The sequence below is a fragment of the Campylobacteraceae bacterium genome (assembly GCA_013215945.1).
Taxonomy (GTDB): Bacteria; Campylobacterota; Campylobacteria; order Campylobacterales; family Arcobacteraceae; genus NORP36.
This window is the reverse complement of the sequence record JABSOM010000018.1, coordinates 16,751-32,093: the sequence shown is the minus strand read 5'-3', so window position 1 is coordinate 32,093 and position 15,343 is coordinate 16,751. Positions and strand designations below refer to the sequence as shown.

Annotated in this window: 12 protein-coding genes; 4 read left to right on the top strand and 8 right to left on the bottom strand. The window is 29.9% G+C overall.

All coding sequences use genetic code 11. The features are described 5' to 3' along the window. Positions 1 to 48: 48 nt before the first annotated feature. Genes HRT41_15085 through gltB form a run of 7 tightly spaced genes read right to left on the bottom strand, consistent with a single transcriptional unit; the run spans position 49 to position 10,230 of the window. The gene (locus HRT41_15085; GenBank protein ID NQY25345.1) at positions 49 to 933 is read right to left on the bottom strand and encodes a lipid A biosynthesis acyltransferase; all 885 of its coding nucleotides are present in this window, start codon (positions 931 to 933) and stop codon (positions 49 to 51) included. Next, the gene (waaC, locus tag HRT41_15080; GenBank protein ID NQY25344.1) at positions 926 to 1,921 is read right to left on the bottom strand and encodes a lipopolysaccharide heptosyltransferase I; all 996 of its coding nucleotides are present in this window, start codon (positions 1,919 to 1,921) and stop codon (positions 926 to 928) included. The genes HRT41_15085 and waaC overlap by 8 nt, the downstream gene beginning before the upstream one ends. Beyond that, a complete protein-coding gene (locus tag HRT41_15075; GenBank protein ID NQY25343.1) occupies positions 1,918 to 3,390 on the bottom strand; it encodes a Ppx/GppA family phosphatase in 1,473 nt (490 codons plus the stop codon). Before HRT41_15075 ends, waaC begins: the two co-directional genes overlap by 4 nt. A gap of 1 nt (position 3,391) precedes the next feature. Continuing rightward, positions 3,392 to 3,640: a YfhL family 4Fe-4S dicluster ferredoxin gene (locus HRT41_15070; protein ID NQY25342.1), complete on the bottom strand. Its 249-nt coding sequence runs from the start codon at positions 3,638 to 3,640 to the stop codon at positions 3,392 to 3,394. A 40-nt stretch (positions 3,641 to 3,680) separates the two neighbouring features. Further along, positions 3,681 to 4,415: a hypothetical protein gene (locus HRT41_15065; GenBank protein NQY25341.1), complete on the bottom strand. Its 735-nt coding sequence runs from the start codon at positions 4,413 to 4,415 to the stop codon at positions 3,681 to 3,683. Beyond that, the gene (locus tag HRT41_15060; GenBank protein NQY25340.1) at positions 4,416 to 5,792 is read right to left on the bottom strand and encodes a glutamate synthase subunit beta; all 1,377 of its coding nucleotides are present in this window, start codon (positions 5,790 to 5,792) and stop codon (positions 4,416 to 4,418) included. Between the two features lies 1 nt (position 5,793). Then, positions 5,794 to 10,230 (bottom strand): glutamate synthase large subunit, encoded by a 4,437-nt coding sequence (gene gltB, locus HRT41_15055; GenBank protein ID NQY25339.1) that lies wholly within the window; start codon positions 10,228 to 10,230, stop codon positions 5,794 to 5,796. Positions 10,231 to 10,605: 375 nt separating this feature from the next. On the opposite strand from gltB, the gene HRT41_15050 reads away from it, so the two are divergent. The 4 genes from HRT41_15050 to HRT41_15035 all read left to right on the top strand — a co-directional run bounded on the left by HRT41_15050 (position 10,606) and on the right by HRT41_15035 (position 13,729). Then, entirely contained in the window at positions 10,606 to 11,604 is a 999-nt protein-coding gene (locus HRT41_15050; protein ID NQY25338.1) for a DctP family TRAP transporter solute-binding subunit, read from the top strand. Next, on the top strand, positions 11,604 to 12,209 hold the full coding sequence (locus tag HRT41_15045; GenBank protein NQY25337.1) for a TRAP transporter small permease: 606 nt from the start codon (positions 11,604 to 11,606) through the stop codon (positions 12,207 to 12,209). Before HRT41_15050 ends, HRT41_15045 begins: the two co-directional genes overlap by 1 nt. Next, positions 12,206 to 13,486 (top strand): TRAP transporter large permease subunit, encoded by a 1,281-nt coding sequence (locus HRT41_15040; GenBank protein ID NQY25336.1) that lies wholly within the window; start codon positions 12,206 to 12,208, stop codon positions 13,484 to 13,486. The genes HRT41_15045 and HRT41_15040 overlap by 4 nt, the downstream gene beginning before the upstream one ends. A gap of 102 nt (positions 13,487 to 13,588) precedes the next feature. Further along, entirely contained in the window at positions 13,589 to 13,729 is a 141-nt protein-coding gene (locus tag HRT41_15035; GenBank protein NQY25335.1) for a hypothetical protein, read from the top strand. 2 nt (positions 13,730 to 13,731) lie between these two features. Here the strand turns inward: HRT41_15035 and HRT41_15030 are convergent, their stop codons facing one another. Beyond that, positions 13,732 to 15,300: a cache domain-containing protein gene (locus HRT41_15030; GenBank protein NQY25334.1), complete on the bottom strand. Its 1,569-nt coding sequence runs from the start codon at positions 15,298 to 15,300 to the stop codon at positions 13,732 to 13,734. Positions 15,301 to 15,343 lie beyond the last annotated feature (43 nt).

Genomic DNA, 15,343 nt, shown 5'->3' with positions numbered 1-15,343 from the left:
TCCATTTCTTGCATTAAAGTTATATTCTATCAAATTTTTACTAAATATTTATTTATACATATCGGGATAGTGGTACTTCCAACGCTTATGTTGCCAGAACCATTGTTCGGGAAGTTTTTGTATTTGTTCTTCAAATACATCTGCTTGCATTTGTGTTAATACTTGAATTTTATTTTCTTCTTTTAATTTTTTATGATCAATTGGTTTTTTACAAATAATCGTATATGATCCAAATTCATTCATAACACATAAAATAGGAATGATTAAAGCATCAAATTTAACTGCTAATCGTGACGTACTATCCGTTGCTCTCGCTTTTTGAGAGAAAAATTTTATGTCTACACCATATGCTGTGTTTTGATCAATCACAACAGCCAGATGTTCTTTCTTTTTTAGTGCTTTAATCATACCTTTTGCTGCTGATTTTTTTTCAATCATTACAATATTATTTTTATCTCTTGCTTTTATATATTCTTCGTTAATGTATTTATTATTCATTCTTCTATTAACAATATTAGTTGTACCATATTTTAAAGAAATGGCAGGAAGGCATTGTTCCCACGCACCATAATGTGCAGTAACAAAAATAATAAGTTTATTTTCCTTTATAGCTTCAATAATATATTGTTCATTAACAATATCAGATTTTTTAAATATGTCTTCTTTTTTAGCATATTGATTATCAATAAATTCATACATATTGTAAATAAAACTTTTATACGATTCTTTAATAATATGGATTTTCTCTTCTTTTGATTTTGTATTGTGAAAAGCGAAGTCTAAATTTATATCTGCAATCTTTTTATGTTTTTTGTTTACTATAAAGATAAAAAATGCTAGTCCATCTAAAACATACTTAATTAAAAATCTAGGAGTAAACCTAAAAATTGAAACAATAACTTTGTATATAATAAATACGAAATAATCAAACAAGTAATTCCTTTGACAATCTTACTATATCTTCAACTTTTATTTCATTGATTGAAAAATCATTTTTATTTAGTTTATAATGATTTACTTTTGATAAAGATTTAACTGTTTTGTTAATTTTTGTTTCATATACACGATTAACAGGTGTTGGTCCAAAAATAGTTATAGAAGGACGAGATAGTGCCCAAGCCATATGTGTAGGGCCTGTATCATTTCCTATTAATAAGTCTGCTTTATGTATAAGAGCTTTTAATGTGTTTAGGCTCATTCTAGGAAGCACTTTTGCATATTTACTTTCTTTTGCAATAAAATTGGCTTTTTCTTTTTCTTCCTCGTTTGCCCAAATGACTAAAATATTCTCTTTTAAATCATTAGCAATTTTAGCAAATTTTTCTTTTGGATAGTTCCTACTTTCCCAAGTTGAGGAAATAACAAAAATGATATTTTTTTTACTTTCACTAAGGTAATCATATATTATATTGTCTTCATTCTTGTAAAAAAGAAAAATTTTTTTATTTAATATATCTTCTTTTGTTATTGAAAAATTTAATGGTGATGAGAGTACTTTTGCATTTCTATCTATTGTATTCTCTTCATAAGCAATATCAACTTTTATCTTGTAAAAAAAAGAAGCGAAACCTTCTCTTATTGATTTTTTTGAAAATCCTGCAATGTTTTTTCCTATGAGTTTTGAAACAATGGCTGATTTTATCAAACCTTGGGCATCAATTACTAAATCATAGTTGTTATTTTTGTATTTTTTTATTGTTTTAATTTCTTTAAAAAAAGATGCTTTGTCTTTTTTTATTTTTTTTAAACTTACTTCAATAATATTATTTATATCAGGGTTATATTCAAGTATAGGTGCAAATACTTTTTCTACAAACCAATCAATTTTAATATCTTTATTGTATTTTTTAATATACTGCAACGCTACCATGGCATGAATAATATCCCCCATAGCAGAGAGTTTAATAATGGCTATTTTCATAAAACAACTTTTACTTTGCAGCCCTTTGGACTTTCTAATTTATCTACTTCATATTTTACCAAATACATTTCTTCTTCGAAAGCCAATTTTAGTTTGTTATCATCTAAAATGTAGGTAACTTTAGGACAAGAGAAATCTCGATTTACACATAAGTTAATGCTAATCATAAAAGATAAATATTGCATGGTTTCACAACTTGGGAGTAAGTCTTCATACTCAAACATGTCTTTTTCTTTAATCAAGGATTTTTTAGAGAATTTAATAATAAATGCAATAACAATTCTAGCTTCATGACAAATATCGTAATTTAAACCATTGAGTATAAAATCAAATGTATTATCATTGGCTTTATAAAAGTTTAAAGAAATACCAATAGAGTGAAGTTTTGAGGCAATTACTAAAAGTGTTTTATATTTATCATCTAAATTATGCAGAGGTTTTAATACTTCAAATATTTTTCCAGCATTGGAACCTAAATAAGAACTTTGTTTAGAATCTACATTAAATCTATCAAGTAAAGACCTAACACTTACATTATAATTACTAGGAAATTTATAATTAGAGTTTCTTAATAAATCATGTAAAAAAACACCTTCTCTAACCCCAGTTCCTGAACTCAAAACATCTTTTATCTTAAGTTCATCTAAGACTGTTTTAAAAATAAAAGTACCTTCTTTAATTGTATCAAACCTGTCTTTTTTTACACCAAGATTTTTTAGCTCTTCTTTACTAGAAGCATCAAGAATAGCATCAAAAATATATTTATATTTACTAACATCATAGGAAAAACCATGAATTACATCCAAAGGATATTCTTCTTTTTTAAGAATGATTTTACTTAAAGTTCTTATTGTTCCACCAATACCAACAACGCAGGAAGAAATATCAAAATCAGCATTTTTAATTTCATCCAATTGTTTTATTATATATTCTTTAGCACCAGCAATATCGTTTTTTGAAAAAAACAATTCGTTCATACGAACGGTTCCTATGTTTAAAGAAATACATTTTTGAATAATTCCCTCTTTTACAAGAGCAAACTCAGTAGAACCCCCACCAATATCCATAGTAATAAAATCTTTTTTATCTAAAAGATTCAAAGCTGCAATTCCTCCATAATAGGCTTCTTTTTCACCTTCAATTATTTTAATATTTAAAGACAGTTCATTTTTAACTTTGTTTAAAAAAACATTTGAATTAGGAGCATCTCTTAAAGCAGAAGTAGCAACACATAATACTTTTCTCGATTTTAGTGCTTTTGCAATATTTAAAAAAGATTTAAGAGAATCAAAAGCACGTTTCATTGGTAATTCTTGTAAATTACCATTATTTTCATAAGAACCTTCAGAAATTTTCACTCTTGCTTTGGTTTCATTAATCAAATGAAATGCATATCGTGAACTTTTTTCCAGGACAACCATCCTCATTGAGTTGGACCCAATATCTATAACAGTTGTTATTTTAGCCATATTATATTTCTTCTAAATTATCAAATTTAAATTGTAATTCCGCACTTGTTTCTACAATGTTTTTATCCAAGATAATACAATCAACGGGACAAACTTCTACACAGGAAGGTTCATCATAAGAACCTACACATTCAGTACATCTATCTGATTCAATTACATATATTGGATCGCCTTCTTCAATAGCTGTATTAGGGCATTCTTCTCTACAAGCATCGCACGCAATACATTCATCCATAATTATTAATGACATTTATTTTCCTATTTCTTTTAATTACAGCAGTTATAACCAATTATTCATTAATAATTTCTTTAATCTGTTCTAACATAGTAGAACTCTTACTTACAATTAAGAATTCAGGTGAAATACTTATATGTAAATCCTCACAAATATGCAAAGCAGCTTTTACATCAAAGTCTCTTATTTTTCCAGCAAACATAACAAACTTGCAGCTATGCGCCATACATAAAGATAAAGCAATGGCTCCTAAAGAACGATATTTGATATTCTTTTCAAAAAAAACACCACAAATATCACTTCGTTTATAAGCTCTTTCAAAAATACCAATATTTGTTGTTGTTTCCTCAAGATAAACTCTGTTTTCTAAAGTAAAAAGATCAACTCTGTGTACTTTTTCATCAAGTTTATACACTAAAGAGGCCTCATTTAAATTACAAATACAAGAAGCAAATACTTTTCCATTTACTTCAATAGCTACACTCGTACCATAATAAGGAATATTACTTATAAAGTTAGAACTTCCATCTAGGGGGTCAATTGTAATTATGTATTGTTCTTTGAAGTTTTTTGACGTTTTTAAATAACCGATTTCTTCTGAATATATATCTCCAAAAATACTTAAGTGTTTAATAAAAATATTTTCGCAAATAATATCGATTTTAAGACTTTTATCTCCACCCGCCCCAATAGTTTGGGTATACGAATAATCATCAAGAGATAATGAAGTATTTAAATATTCATATATCTCTTGGTTGGCTTTGATGCAAGCATCAAGGAATTTTTTCATCTAAGCTAAAAGTTCTTTTACCATTAGTTTTGCAGCATCTCTTCCATCTGCAGCTGCCGTAACAGCTAAGTGAGCACCTCGTTGGCAATCTCCACCTGAGTATACTTTTGCATTAGAAGTTTTAAACAGTGTTGTTTCAACACAACCCCATTCATCTCTTGAAATATTTAATTCATCTAAAAACTTAGGTTCTTCACAAGAAAATCCCAAAGCAAGAACAATAATATCTGCATCTTCTAGATAAGAAGAATCAGGAATAATTTCAATTTTTTGTCGTCCACCTTCTTTTGCGTCACTCAATTGTGTTTTTTCTAATTCAACAGCTGAAGCTAAATTATCTTTAGAAAGAATTTTTACTGGGCTTACATTAAATACAAACTCAACCCCTTCTTCTTTTGAGTTAACCACTTCTTTTCTTGAACCAGGCATATTTGCTTCATCTCTTCGATAAAGACATTTAACGCTTGTAGCACCTTCTCGTACAGAAGTTCTAAGACAATCCATTGCCGTATCCCCTCCTCCAATTACTACTACTTTTTTATCTTTAACATTTAGAGTTGCTTCACTAGTACCATTAAAGTTTCGTTTTTGAATGATTTTTAGAAAATCAATTGCCATATATACATTAGAAGATTCTTCGCCTTCTAGGTTTGATTTTCTTCCTTTAGTTGCCCCAATTGCTAAATAAATTGAATCAAAGTTTTCTTCTAATTCTTTTATTTGGACATCTTTCCCAATTTCACAATTAAGCTCTAATTTCATACCCGCTTCCAATAACCAGTCAAATCTTCTTCTAACTACTGCTTTGTCTAATTTAAAACCTGGAATACCGTAAGTTAATAAACCACCAGCAATATCATCTCTTTCATACATAGTAACGCCAATACCTTTTCTTAAAAGAAAAGTAGCAGCAGAAATTCCAGAAGGCCCAGAGCCAATTACAGCTACTTTTTTAGTACTTGTAATTCCTGGGAACTTAGGTTTTAAACCTCTGGCAAATGCTTCTTCTGAAATATGTGTTTCAACAGCCCCAATAGAAATAGCTCCATGTCCTGTATTTAACGAACAGGCTCCTTCACATAAAACATCTTGAGGACAAATACGCCCCAGAATTTCTGGAAAAGGAGACGTTTCATTAGATAATGCAAAAGCCAAATCAGGATTTTTTGTAGCTGTTTGTTTTAACCATGAAGGAATAAAGTTATGCAAAGGGCAGCCTGTGTGACAATAAGGAATTCCACACTGCATACATCTATCAGATTGTTCTTTTGCTCTTTGTTTTTCAAATACTTCATATACTTCGTCATAATCTTTTAAACGTTGAAGGACATCTCTTTTTTCAGGATTTATTCTCTCAAATTTAGTAAAATTTATCATTCTAATCTCCTTCGTCTGGATCTAATGGTAAAACCGTCATATTTTTTGGTTTAACCATCCAGAAGTTTCTAATTTCAGCTCTGTAGTTTTCTAGAATATCTTGCGCTTTTAAACTTTCAGTTTCATTAATATAATCCAATAATAAACGTTTTAAATACAAGCGCTCACGTTCGGTATCATCGGTATCAATTCGTAAAGCTTCTACTAATTCTTGATTCATTTTATCAACAAAAGATTTTTCAGGATCGTAAATAAATGCCAATCCACCTGTCATTCCAGCACCAAAATTAATTCCAGTATTTCCAAGCGTTACAACTATCCCACCTGTCATATATTCACAAGCATTATCCCCTGTTCCTTCAACTACTGATACCGCTCCTGAGTTTCTTACAGCAAATCTCTCCCCTACACAAGCTCTGATATATAATTTACCACCAGTAGCTCCATATAAACAAGTATTTCCACCAGCGGCAAACTCTTCACCTTGATGAAAAGGATTAATAATGATTTTACCACCATTCATTCCCTTACCAATATAATCATTCGCCGGACCATCTAAGAAAAGATTCATTCCTTTAGATAAAAATGCTCCAAAACTCTGACCAGCTGTTCCTTTTAAATGAATATTAATAGAATTATCAGGTAAACCCTTATCTCCATAATATTTAGCAATCTCACCTGAGATTAGTGTTCCAAAAGATCTGTTTGTATTACAAATATTAACTTTTATTTTAATTGCAGAAGAAGGATTTTCAATTGTTCTATGAACTTTTTTTAAGAGTTCTTTTTCAAATTTATTTTTATCATAAGGTACATTTCTTTCTTTTTGACAGGTATCAACTCCATCAATTCTTCGTAAAATATTTGAGAAATCAAATTTTTGGGCCATTTTATCATCAATAACTTTTAATAAATCACTTCTTCCTACAATTTCTTCTATGCTTGAATATCCAAGTTTTGCTAAAATATCTCTCACATCACTTGCGATAAAGCTAAAATATGAAATTAATCGCTCAACGGTACCTGTAAAATACGTTCTTAAATCTTCATCTTGAGTAGCAACTCCTACGGAGCACTTATTTGTGTGACAGATTCTTAATATTTTACAACCAAGAAGTGTTAAAGCAGCCGTACCAAATGCATAAGACTCAGCACCTAACATAGCAGCTTTTATTACATCTAAGCCTGTTTTTAATCCACCATCTGTTTGTAAATGAACAGATCCTCTTAAATGATTGGCTTTTAGTGCATTATGTGCTTCAGTAAGTCCCATTTCCCAGGGATTTCCTGTATGTTTTAATGAAGTTAAAGGAGCAGCTCCTGTTCCTCCATCAGCCCCAGAAATTACAATTCTATCAGCATACGCTTTTGCAACTCCTGCTGCAATTGTTCCAACACCAACAGTTGATACCAATTTAACTGTAATCTTAGCTTCTGGATTGATTTGTTTTAAATCAAAAATCAGTTGAGATAAATCTTCAATAGAATAAATATCATGATGAGGAGGAGGTGAAATTAACGTAACACCTTCAACTGTATGACGTAAACCAGCAATATAAGCAGTAACTTTATGCCCTGCTAATTGTCCACCTTCTCCAGGTTTTGCACCTTGTGCAACTTTAATTTGTATTTCTTCAGCTGAGCGTAAATATCCAGGAGTAACACCAAATCTACCTGAGGCAACTTGTTTAATTTTTGAGTTTTTAAGTGTTCCAAATCGTTTAGGATCTTCTCCACCCTCACCTGAATTTGACATTCCACCAATAGTATTCATTGTAATTGCCATTGCTTCATGCGCTTCTGGTGATATTGAACCAAGTGACATAGCAGCAGATGCAAAACGTTTAAAGATTTCATCTAAAGATTCAACTTTTTCTAAAGGTATAGCTTTTTTATCAGAATTAAATTCAAAAAAATCTCTAATAAATTTTTTGTCTCGTTTTTCAACCAGTTCTCTTAACGCGTCAAAATCAGTTATATCTTCTTTAATTTTTGCTTTTTTATTATGCATTGCCATAAGTGTATTCGGACCATAATCATGGTATTCTCCGCCATCAATATACTTATAAAAACCACCTAAATCTAAAGGAAACATATGAGAATCATCATAATAGGCATTAAAATGAGATTTTTCTATTCTTTTTTCTATGTCTTCATAACCTAAACCAGCTAAATCAGAAAAACTTCCATCAAAACAGTCTTCTAGAATTTCATCACTTAAACCAATTAAATCAAATAAAGCAGAGTTTCTATAAGATGCAATTGTACAAATACCCATTTTTGACATGATTTTTAATAAACCACCATTTAAGGCTTTTTGCGTATTTTTAAGTTTCTTTTGCATGTCGTATTTATTAGTAAGGCGTCTTTCATGTAAAGCAACAGTAGATGCATACATCATGTATGGATAAATTGCTGTAACTCCATAAGCTAATAAAACAGCAGCCATATGAGGATCATATACTTCCCCAGATACTGCAATAAAAGATGCGCTGTGTCTAATTTTGGCTTTTAATAAAGCTTGATTTAAATATCCAACAACCATAGCCATAGGAATAATTTTATTATCTTTTGATACCGCTCTATCATCTAAAAGAATAATATAAACATCATTGTTTACAATAGAATAAATTACTTCTTTCGCAAGGTTTTCTAAGGCTTCTTTTAATCCCGTTTTAAATGTTGTTGAAAAACGCTGATTTTTATAATATTTGTCATATCTTGGTGAACTTTTTTCTCCAAAGGATACCAATACATTGTATTTTTCTTGCATCAAAATAGGAGAAGTAACTTTCAATCTTTTTGCATAAGAAGATTTTTCATCTAAGATATTATGAATTTGTCCAAATCCTGTTTCCAGCGACATTACAACTTTTTCTCGGTATGGATCAATAGGAGGATTCGTTACTTGTGCAAATTTTTGTCTGAAAAAATCTGTAAAATTTCTATTAACCTCTGAAAAACAGGCTAAAGGTGTATCATCTCCCATAGAACCTACAGGTTCTTTTCCATCTTTACTCATAGGCTCAATCATTTGATCAATAGCTTCATAGGTAATATTATAGAATTTTTGTCTGTTTTCTAAATCATCAAAAGTATAATCACTAATATCTAAAAAAGACTCATCAATGTATTCTTGTAAATATTCCATATCATTGTTTAACCATTTAGAATAGTTTTGAGAAGATTTCAAATAATCATTGATATCATTTTCTTTTAAAACAACACCATGTTTTAAATCCAAACCAATCATTTCCCCTGATTGTAATCGTCCTCTTTCTTTTATATTTTCTTCTTCAAAATCAATAGTTCCATACTCAGAAGTAATATAGATTTTATGATCTTTAGTTATTACATATTTAGAAGGTCTTAAGCCATTTCTGTCAATTAAACAACCAATATATCTACCATCTGTTAAGGAAACAGCTGCAGGTCCATCCCAAGCTTCCATTGCAGTTGATGTATACTCATAAAAAGCTCTTAACTCAGGATCCATATGTGGTGCATTTTGCCAAGGAGCAGGTATTAATGAACGTGCTGCTTTAAAAAAATCACAACCATTTACTAATAAAAATTCAAACATATTATCCAAAGACGCAGAATCAGATCCGCCTTCTTGAAGAATCGGGAATAGTCTGTTTAACTCTGCTTGTGTAAATACTTCAGATTCTATTTTTTCTGATTTAATACGTACATTTACTCTATTAGCTTCTACAGAATTTATTTCTCCATTATGAGCAATAGTTCTAAAAGGTTGAGCTAATCTCCATTGAGGAAGTGTATTGGTTGAGAATCTTTGATGAAATAATGCAAAAGTAATAGCAAAATCTTCATCATTAAAATCAACATAAAACTGTTTGATATGCGTAGGCATTATCAAACCTTTATAGGATATTACTCTAGAAGAAAATGAGGGAATATAAAATTCTTCTTTTCCTAATAATTGATGTTCACATTCTTTTCTTGTTAAATACAACATAGCATCAAGTCTTTTTGATGACATTAATGAATTTGCAGCTACAAATACTTGTATGATATAGGGTAAACAGGCTAATGCTTGTGCCCCTAATGCATCTTTATTAATAGGTACTTCTCGTGTGTATAATATTTTTAAATCGTTGTTTTCACAAATGCCTTTGAAGATTTCTATATCGCTTAAATCTTCAGTAAATATCATAGCAATACCGTAGTTTTCAGGTAAATCAATACCTTCTTCAGAAGTAATTTTTCTCATGAATTTTTCCGGTATTGACATTAATAATCCAGAACCATCACCTGTTTTTCCATCAGCAGCAACAGCACCTCTGTGCATCATTCTCTCTAGTGATGTAATCGCATCTTCTAAGTTATTATGGCTTGGTCTGTTTTTTAAATCAGCCATTAACCCAAAACCACAATTATCTTTAAATGAAGTAAGTAATTTTACATTGTTACCCATCTTTATCCTTTAATTTTTATTCCCTAAGTGTAAATAGGATAACTAAGTTTTCTTTAAAGATTGGTTAAAATAGAATAAAATGTCACGCAGGGTTCATTTCTAAAATAATAACAACTCTCATTAAAGCCCTAAAACAAGGTATTAAGGAGGAAAACTTGTAGTTTCCTTTAAAGAAAAAACTACTTGTCTATTTTTACTTATATTATTAAATAACCCAAAGTATTATTTAATATACCTATCTTTGTTTAATAAAATTATTGCCCTTAGAATATGTTCAAAAAAATAAAAAAAGACACAATATATACATAAGTTTTTATTATACTTTTCACACTTAACATTAAAGGAGTTAATATGACTACAAAAATTAAAGGTTTGATGTCTAGTGTTGCAGTTGCAGCATTGGTATTATTATCAGGTAATGAAGTACAAGCAGCAGAGGCTGAATATGTCTTAAAATTTTCACACGTTGTTAGTGCAAACACACCAAAAGGTAAAGCAGCTGTATATTTTGAAAAAAGATTAGAAGAATTATCTAAAGGTAAAATTGATGTACAAATTTACCCATCTTCACAGTTATATAAAGACAATGCAGTTTTAAAAGCTATTAAACTAAACTCAGTTCAAATGGCAGCACCAAGTTTTTCTAAATTTGGTAAAATTGTACCTCAATTAGCTTTATTTGATTTACCATTTTTGTTTAAAGATATTGACCAATTACACAGAGTTCAAGATGGTAGTGTTGGTGCAGATTTAAAAGCAATGGTTAATAAAAAAGGTTTTGTTGCTTTAAACTTCTGGGACAATCACTTTAAACAATTATCATCTGCTAAAAAAGCACTAATTGTACCTGCTGATGCAAAAGGTCAAAAATTTAGAATTATGTCTTCAAAAGTACTTGAAGCACAATTTCATTCTGTAGGAGCAAATCCACAAATGATGCCTTTTTCTGAAGTATACTCAGGTTTACAACAAGGTGTAATTGATGGACAAGAAAATACAATTTCTAACATCTATACTAAAAAATTCCATGAAGTTCAAAAATACTTAACAATTACTAACCACGGTTATTTAGGTTATTTAGTAATTATGAGTAAAAAATTCTGGAATTCTTTACCTGCTGATTTACAAGCGAATGTTACACAAGCTATGAATGATGCTACGGATAAAGAAAGAGAATATGCAGAAGAATTAAATAATTCACAATTAGAACTAATCAAAGAATATGCTGCAAAAACGGGGAAATTAGAAATATTTACATTGACAGCTGAGCAAAAAAATGCTTGGAAATCTGCTGTAAGTGTTATTTATCCTAAGTTTTATGATAAAAAGCTAATTGGAGAAGATCTAATTAAAGCGGCATTAAATACGAAATAATTATGTTTAATATTATTAGTATAATTATTGGTCATATAAACCAAAAAATAGCAGCCTTCGGCATTTCCGCCGGAGTTGCTGTTGCTTTCACGAATGTTGTTGCAAGATATGCGTTTGATGCGTCTTTAGTTTGGGCGACCGAACTTACAATTTTTTTATTCTTGTGGTCAGTTTTTTTTGGAGCTGCTTACTGTTTTAAAAAGAATGCACATATTGCTGTTACTGTTATTGTAGATATTGTTCCCTCAAAAATTGCAAAAATAATGTTAGTTACTTCTAGTTTTATTTCTTTTATATTTTTAATTACAATATCTTATTATGGATATCAATATACACTGTTAATACAAGAGTTAGAAGAAAAGTCCATTGATTTATGGGATTTACCAATGGAATACGTTTATGCTGTTATTCCTATTTCTTTTGCTTTTGGTGCTTACAGAGTTGCAGAAAGAATTATAGTTCTTATAAGAACTCCACATGATAAAATTGTAGAAGAAAATGAAGGACAAGTAGTGCTAACGGAAGCAGGAATTACAAGTAAAGATGCAATCAAATTAAATGAGATTGTAAAAGAAGCTGAGAAAAAAACAGGAGGTATGTTATGAGTGTAGCAGTACTTTTTGGTATTTTCTTCACCCTAATTATTTTAGGTACCCCCATTTCTATCTGTTTAGGTGCAGCTACATTTACAACATTAATGTTATTCACAGATATTTCACCTATTGAAATTGGTGGATTAATGTTTGATAAAATTGAGCATTATTCACTTATGGCAATTCCTATGTTTATTCTTGCTGGTAATTTATTATCAAAAGGAAGTGCGGCGCAAAGAATTATTGAATTTGCTAAATCTATTGTAGGACATTTACCTGGTGGTTTACCTATTTCTGCTATTTTTGCATCTATTATTTTTGCAGCGGTTTCAGGAAGCTCACCAGCAACTGTTGTAGCTATTGGTTCTATTATGTTTGGGGCTATTATGCAAGCAGGTTATCCTAAAAAATATGCTGTTGGTACTATTGCAACAGCTGGTTCTTTAGGAATTTTAATTCCACCTTCAATTGTTTTAATTGTATATGGGGTTACAGCGGAAGTTTCTATTGGAAGACTGTTTATGGCAGGAGTAGTTCCTGGTATTATGCTAGGTATTATGATGATGGTTGTTACGTATATTGGAGCTGTTCGTTTAGGATTTAAACGAAGCGAACCAAAACCTTGGAAATACAGACTTGAGAAAATGAAAGATGCTTCTTGGGGATTAATGACCATTGTTATTGTTATTGGTGGTATTTATGGAGGAATTTTTACTCCTACTGAAGCTGCTGCAGTAGCCGCTGTTTGGGCCTTTATTGTATCTGTATTTATTTATAAAGACATAACTTTTAAAGAATTTTATAATGTATCTTTAGATTCAGCAAAAACAACAGCTATGATTATGTTCATTATTACCAATGCCATGCTTTTTGCTCATTTTCTAACCATTGAAAATATTCCACAAGGAATAACAGAAACATTAATTGAAGCAAATGTTGATAAATATATGTTCTTATTGTTTGTTAATGTATTATTAATAGTTGCTGGTTCTTTTATGGAACCAAGTGCTATTATTATGATTATGGTACCTTTATTACTTCCAGTTGCAATGGCACTTGGAATTGATCCTATTCACTTTGGAATAGTAATTACTATTAATATGGAATTAGGAATGGTATCCCCTCCTGTAGGTCTTAACCTCTTTGTAACCTCAGGGTTAACAGGAATGTCAATGAAAGATGTAATTGTTGCAGCTTTTCCTTGGACACTAACTATTTTTGTAGGACTTATACTAGTAACGTATATTCCAGCAATTGCTTTATGGCTTCCAAATCTTGTTTATGGATAGGATGTCATAATATTTTAAAAAGCAAGCAGAAATGCTTGCTTTTTTTTGCTTTATTATTTAGAAGAAGAGAAAAAATACCTATAAGTTAATACAATAAAGCTTATGATACAATTCTTTATGAATGATTTATACAATGAATTAATAGGTTTTGCTTTAGTTTCTGCCGTAGTATTTATGTTGGCTTATTTAACAAAGAAAAAACAAGAGCAGTTTTTAAAAAATGAAGAAAAAAAGGACGTATAAAATCAATCCTTTTTAGCCTCTTTGGGCATATGAATAGAAAATTTCGCACCTACGTTGGTATTTCTAACTCGCAAACGCCCGTTCATATTTTTATCTACAATAATCTTACTCATATACAAACCAATACCTGTACCTTCACTGTCTTTTTTAGTAGTAAAATACGGATCAAATATTTTCCCCTTAGGTTCAACATGAACTCCTCCCCCATTATCTTCTATATATAAAACAACATAATCTTCTTCATTTAAAGCTGTAATTTTAATATAAGGTTGGACAATATTTTTCTCAATCAAAACATCTTTCGCATTGGAGATAATATTAAGCACAACCTGCTCAAATTCATTCAAATAGGTATTAAGTGCAATCTTCTCATTAATATCAATGATAAGAGCAATATTATAGTTTTTAAGCGTGCTTTTGATAATTGTTCTAACGGATTGTAAAGCATTTGATAAAAGAAAGTCTTGTTTCTCTTTTTTTGGCATAAAAAAGTTTCTAAAATCATCAATAGTATGAGACATATAATCAATAATAAGTTCTGCTTCTTTGGCTTTTTTGTTCATTGTTACATCATCTAATTTTTGAATATTATGTTTAAACTTTATACTCATTAATATTGAAGACAATTCAGATAAAGGTTGTCTCCACTGATGAGCAATATTAGAAATCATTTCTCCCATAGAAATAAAGCGAGATTTTTCAATTAAAACTTGTTCTTTTTCTCTGTTTTTTTCCAGCTCTAACTCTACTCTTTTTTCCAAAGTCTCATTTAATTCTTCAAGTGCTTTAGATTTATTTTTTACACTCTTTCTATACTCTTTAAAAAATTCATCCATTCTATCACTCACAATAATCGTCACAAAAATACCAAAAGATAAAAACAAAAAGAATAAAAGTATGGTTTGAACTATTTGTTTTTTAACCTGCTCATTTAATTCTTTCTTTTTAAGTCCTATATCGTATTCAATGTCATCCAGATAAATTCCAACACTAATAACCCAGTTCCAAGGCTCATAATATTTAAAATAAGAAAGTTTTTGATTGATTTTTCCAGAGCTTATTTTTGTATAGGCATATTGAGTGTAGGATTCACCCTTATTTCTTATATCTTTCAAAAAGTCTTCTCTAAACTTTTTACCATCAACATCCTTATAATTGGTAGATAGTTTAGTACCTACTAAATCAGGACGATTGGGGTTAACTAAGAGTTCTGCAAAATCATCTCCACCTTGCATTTTTAAAATATCATATACAAAAATATAATTGCTTCGTTTTTCTTCAAAACGAATATTATTTAACAAACCAATAGTATGCTCTTTTAACTCAGCTAACTCTAAAGAAGAAGTAGAAGCATTATAGGTAATAACATCAATAATAATATCAATTTCTTTTTTTAGAAGAATTTTCTGTTCTTTATAATGAGTATGAACAAAGTCTTTCATTGAAGCATCAAAATCTTCATTCGTATTTTTGACATAAAAATACGAAATCAAAAAAATCATAGAAGAGAGTATAAATACAAATAAATAAATAATGACTTTTGAAATATTTTTTTCTGTTATAAAGTTCACATCTTGGCCTATAATGAATTTTTTGTTATCATAGCATAAATGT